Origin of the sequence: Streptococcus sp. 2022WUSS083 (assembly GCF_044427155.1) — a bacterium.
Classification (GTDB): domain Bacteria; phylum Bacillota; class Bacilli; order Lactobacillales; family Streptococcaceae; genus Streptococcus; species Streptococcus hashimotonensis.
On the sequence record NZ_JAOTGK010000012.1, the window covers coordinates 1 to 5,124 of the forward strand.

Genomic DNA, 5,124 nt, shown 5'->3' on the forward strand with positions numbered 1-5,124 from the left:
TGCTAAGCGACTACCGTATCTAACAGGGGGCAACCCCCAACTACTTCAGGCGTTCTAGGGCTTAACTGCTGTGTTCGGCATGGGTACAGGTGTATCTCCTAGGCTATCGTCACTTAACTACTGAGTCTTGTCAACTCAAAATTGAATATCTATATTCTAACAAGTTTTACCAACGCTGTCAATATTGACTCTAGTTTTAATTGTACTCAGGCTAAATTCTTAGTGAAAAAGATAAACTTCCTAGAGTCTCTTGACTCTGCGTCAGTTTCCTATTTTCATACAGAATTTATAAAGCCTTCGTTACTTATCTTGGATAAGTCCTCGAGCGATTAGTATTGGTCCGCTACATGTGTCGCCACACTTCCACTTCCAACCTATCTACCTGATCATCTCTCAGGGCTCTTACTAACATAAAGTTATGGGAAATCTCATCTTGAGGTGGGTTTCACACTTAGATGCTTTCAGCGTTTATCCCGTCCCTACATAGCTACCCAGCGATGCCTTTGGCAAGACAACTGGTACACCAGCGGTAAGTCCACTCTGGTCCTCTCGTACTAGGAGCAGATCCTCTCAAATTTCCTACGCCCGCGACGGATAGGGACCGAACTGTCTCACGACGTTCTGAACCCAGCTCGCGTGCCGCTTTAATGGGCGAACAGCCCAACCCTTGGGACCGACTACAGCCCCAGGATGCGACGAGCCGACATCGAGGTGCCAAACCTCCCCGTCGATGTGAACTCTTGGGGGAGATAAGCCTGTTATCCCCAGGGTAGCTTTTATCCGTTGAGCGATGGCCCTTCCATACGGAACCACCGGATCACTAAGCCCGACTTTCGTCCCTGCTCGAGTTGTAGCTCTCGCAGTCAAGCTCCCTTATACCTTTACACTCTGCGAATGATTTCCAACCATTCTGAGGGAACCTTTGGGCGCCTCCGTTACCTTTTAGGAGGCGACCGCCCCAGTCAAACTGCCCGTCAGACACTGTCTCCGATAGGGATAACCTATCCGGGTTAGAGTAGCCATAACACAAGGGTAGTATCCCAACAGCGCCTCCGTCGAAACTGGCGTCCCGACTTCATAGGCTCCTACCTATCCTGTACATGTGGTACAGATACTCAATATCAAACTGCAGTAAAGCTCCATGGGGTCTTTCCGTCCTGTCGCGGGTAACCTGCATCTTCACAGGTACTAAAATTTCACCGAGTCTCTCGTTGAGACAGTGCCCAAATCATTACGCCTTTCGTGCGGGTCGGAACTTACCCGACAAGGAATTTCGCTACCTTAGGACCGTTATAGTTACGGCCGCCGTTTACTGGGGCTTCAATTCAGATCTTCGCTTACGCTAAACCCTCCTCTTAACCTTCCAGCACCGGGCAGGCGTCACCCCCTATACATCATCTTACGATTTAGCAGAGAGCTGTGTTTTTGATAAACAGTTGCTTGGGCCTATTCACTGCGGCTGACCTTAAGTCAGCACCCCTTCTCCCGAAGTTACGGGGTCATTTTGCCGAGTTCCTTAACGAGAGTTCTCTCGCTCACCTGAGGCTACTCGCCTCGACTACCTGTGTCGGTTTGCGGTACGGGTAGAGTATGATACATCGCTAGAAGCTTTTCTCGGCAGTGTGACGTCACTAACTTCGCTACTTAACTTCGCTCCCCATCACAGCTCAATGTTATAGATACAAGCATTTGACTCATATCACACCTCACTGCTTAGACGGGCACTTCCAATCGCCCGCTTTAGTTAGCCTACTGCGTCCCTCCATCACTTCATACTCTAGTACAGGAATATCAACCTGTTGTCCATCGGATACACCCTTCGGTCTCTCCTTAGGTCCCGACTAACCCAGGGCGGACGAGCCTTCCCCTGGAAACCTTAGTCTTACGGTGGATGGGATTCTCACCCATCTTTCGCTACTCATACCGGCATTCTCACTTCTATGCGTTCCAGCACTCCTCACGGTATACCTTCTTCACACATAGAACGCTCTCCTACCATAACACCTAAGTGTTATCCACAGCTTCGGTAAATTGTTTTAGCCCCGGTACATTTTCGGCGCAGGGTCACTCGACTAGTGAGCTATTACGCACTCTTTGAATGAATAGCTGCTTCTAAGCTAACATCCTAGTTGTCTGTGCAACCCCACATCCTTTTCCACTTAACAATTATTTTGGGACCTTAGCTGGTGGTCTGGGCTGTTTCCCTTTCGACTACGGATCTTAGCACTCGCAGTCTGACTGCCGACCATAAATCATTGGCATTCGGAGTTTATCTGAAATCAGTAAACCGAGATGGCCCCCTCATCCAAACAGTGCTCTACCTCCAAGATTCTCAAATGTCGACGCTAGCCCTAAAGCTATTTCGGAGAGAACCAGCTATCTCCAAGTTCGTTTGGAATTTCTCCGCTACCCACAAGTCATCCAAGCACTTTTCAACGTGCCCTGGTTCGGTCCTCCAGTGCGTCTTACCGCACCTTCAACCTGCTCATGGGTAGGTCACATGGTTTCGGGTCTACGACATAATACTAATCCGCCCTATTAAGACTCGGTTTCCCTACGGCTCCGTCTCTTCAACTTAACCTCGCATCATATCGTAACTCGCCGGTTCATTCTACAAAAGGCACGCTCTCACCCATTAACGGGCTCGAACTTGTTGTAGGCACACGGTTTCAGGTTCTATTTCACTCCCCTTCCGGGGTACTTTTCACCTTTCCCTCACGGTACTGGTTCACTATCGGTCACTAGAGAGTATTTAGGGTTGGGAGATGGTCCTCCCGGATTCCGACGAGATTTCGCGTGTCTCGCCGTACTCAGGATACTGCTAGGTATAAAGAATATTTCAAATACGAGGCTATTACTCTCTTTGGCCTACCTTCCCAGGTAGTTCTTCTATACTCTTCAAGTCCACTTTGCAGTCCTACAACCCCGAGGAGTAAACTCCTCGGTTTGCCCTCCTGCCGTTTCGCTCGCCGCTACTAAGGCAATCGCTTTTGCTTTCTCTTCCTGCAGCTACTTAGATGTTTCAGTTCACTGCGTCTTCCTCTTCACTACCTTAACAGTAGTGAGTGACAGGCATTACCTGCCGGGTTCCCCCATTCGGACATCCCTGGATCATTGCTTACTTACAGCTCCCCAAGGCATTTCGTCGTTAGTCACGTCCTTCATCGGCTTCTAGTGCCAAGGCATCCACCGTGCGCCCTTATTAACTTAACCTTATTAACCTAATTTTTTCAAAAATTAGAAAACTCATTAAATATTCACAGCGTTTTCGGTTTATTTTCTTGTTACTATTTCTATACGTACTGTTACATACGTTTAGGAATGTTTGATAGATATTCAATTTTCAATGGACAAAATCTTAACAACTTCCGTTGTTAATGGAGCCTAGCGGGATCGAACCGCTGACCTCCTGCGTGCAAAGCAGGCGCTCTCCCAGCTGAGCTAAGGCCCCACAAGACCTCTCAAAATTAAAGAAGACTAACGTACAGGTTTCCATTTCCTTAGAAAGGAGGTGATCCAGCCGCACCTTCCGATACGGCTACCTTGTTACGACTTCACCCCAATCATCTATCCCACCTTAGGCGGCTGGCTCCTAAAAGGTTACCTCACCGACTTCGGGTGTTACAAACTCTCGTGGTGTGACGGGCGGTGTGTACAAGGCCCGGGAACGTATTCACCGCGGCGTGCTGATCCGCGATTACTAGCGATTCCGACTTCATGTAGGCGAGTTGCAGCCTACAATCCGAACTGAGACTGGCTTTAAGAGATTAGCTTGCCGTCACCGACTTGCGACTCGTTGTACCAGCCATTGTAGCACGTGTGTAGCCCAGGTCATAAGGGGCATGATGATTTGACGTCATCCCCACCTTCCTCCGGTTTATTACCGGCAGTCTCGCTAGAGTGCCCAACTGAATGATGGCAACTAACAATAGGGGTTGCGCTCGTTGCGGGACTTAACCCAACATCTCACGACACGAGCTGACGACAACCATGCACCACCTGTCACCAGTGTTCCGAAGAAAAATCCTATCTCTAGGACGGTCACTGGGATGTCAAGACCTGGTAAGGTTCTTCGCGTTGCTTCGAATTAAACCACATGCTCCACCGCTTGTGCGGGCCCCCGTCAATTCCTTTGAGTTTCAACCTTGCGGTCGTACTCCCCAGGCGGAGTGCTTAATGCGTTAGCTGCGGCACTGAGTCCCGGAAAGGACCCAACACCTAGCACTCATCGTTTACGGCGTGGACTACCAGGGTATCTAATCCTGTTCGCTCCCCACGCTTTCGAGCCTCAGCGTCAGTTACAGACCAGAGAGCCGCTTTCGCCACCGGTGTTCCTCCATATATCTACGCATTTCACCGCTACACATGGAATTCCACTCTCCCCTTCTGCACTCAAGTTTGACAGTTTCCAAAGCGTACTATGGTTAAGCCACAGCCTTTTACTTCAGACTTATCAAACCGCCTGCGCTCGCTTTACGCCCAATAAATCCGGACAACGCTCGGGACCTACGTATTACCGCGGCTGCTGGCACGTAGTTAGCCGTCCCTTTCTGGTAAGATACCGTCACTGTGTGAACTTTCCACTCTCACACACGTTCTTCTCTTACAACAGAGCTTTACGATCCGAAAACCTTCTTCACTCACGCGGCGTTGCTCGGTCAGGGTTGCCCCCATTGCCGAAGATTCCCTACTGCTGCCTCCCGTAGGAGTCTGGGCCGTGTCTCAGTCCCAGTGTGGCCGATCACCCTCTCAGGTCGGCTATGTATCGATGCCTTGGTGAGCCGTTACCTCACCAACTAGCTAATACAACGCAGGTCCATCTCATAGTGAAGCAATTGCTCCTTTCAAGCATCTACCATGCGGTAAATACTGTTATGCGGTATTAGCTATCGTTTCCAATAGTTATCCCCCGCTATGAGGCAGGTTACCTACGCGTTACTCACCCGTTCGCAACTCATCCGTCTAGTGCAAGCACCAGACCTCAGCGTTCTACTTGCATGTATTAGGCACGCCGCCAGCGTTCGTCCTGAGCCAGGATCAAACTCTCATAAAAAGTTTTGATTCAAACTCAAGCTATCACTAGCTTTCCGTTTTATTGTTTTGTTTTGTCATTGACGATTTATC

1 tRNA gene and 3 rRNA genes are annotated in these 5,124 nt (G+C 49.4%); all 4 read right to left on the reverse strand.

Going from position 1 to position 5,124, the window contains the following annotated elements:
* Position 1: 1 nt before the first annotated feature.
* Positions 2-117: ribosomal RNA gene (gene rrf, locus ODU41_RS10645) — 5S ribosomal RNA — on the reverse strand.
* Positions 118-309: 192 nt separating this feature from the next.
* A 23S ribosomal RNA gene (locus ODU41_RS10650) occupies positions 310-3,213 on the reverse strand.
* Between the two features lie 165 nt (positions 3,214-3,378).
* Positions 3,379-3,451 (reverse strand) — tRNA-Ala (locus tag ODU41_RS10655).
* Positions 3,452-3,504: 53 nt separating this feature from the next.
* A 16S ribosomal RNA gene (locus ODU41_RS10660) occupies positions 3,505-5,053 on the reverse strand.
* Together the 16S, 23S and 5S rRNA genes with 1 tRNA gene alongside form the textbook arrangement of a ribosomal RNA operon.
* Positions 5,054-5,124 lie beyond the last annotated feature (71 nt).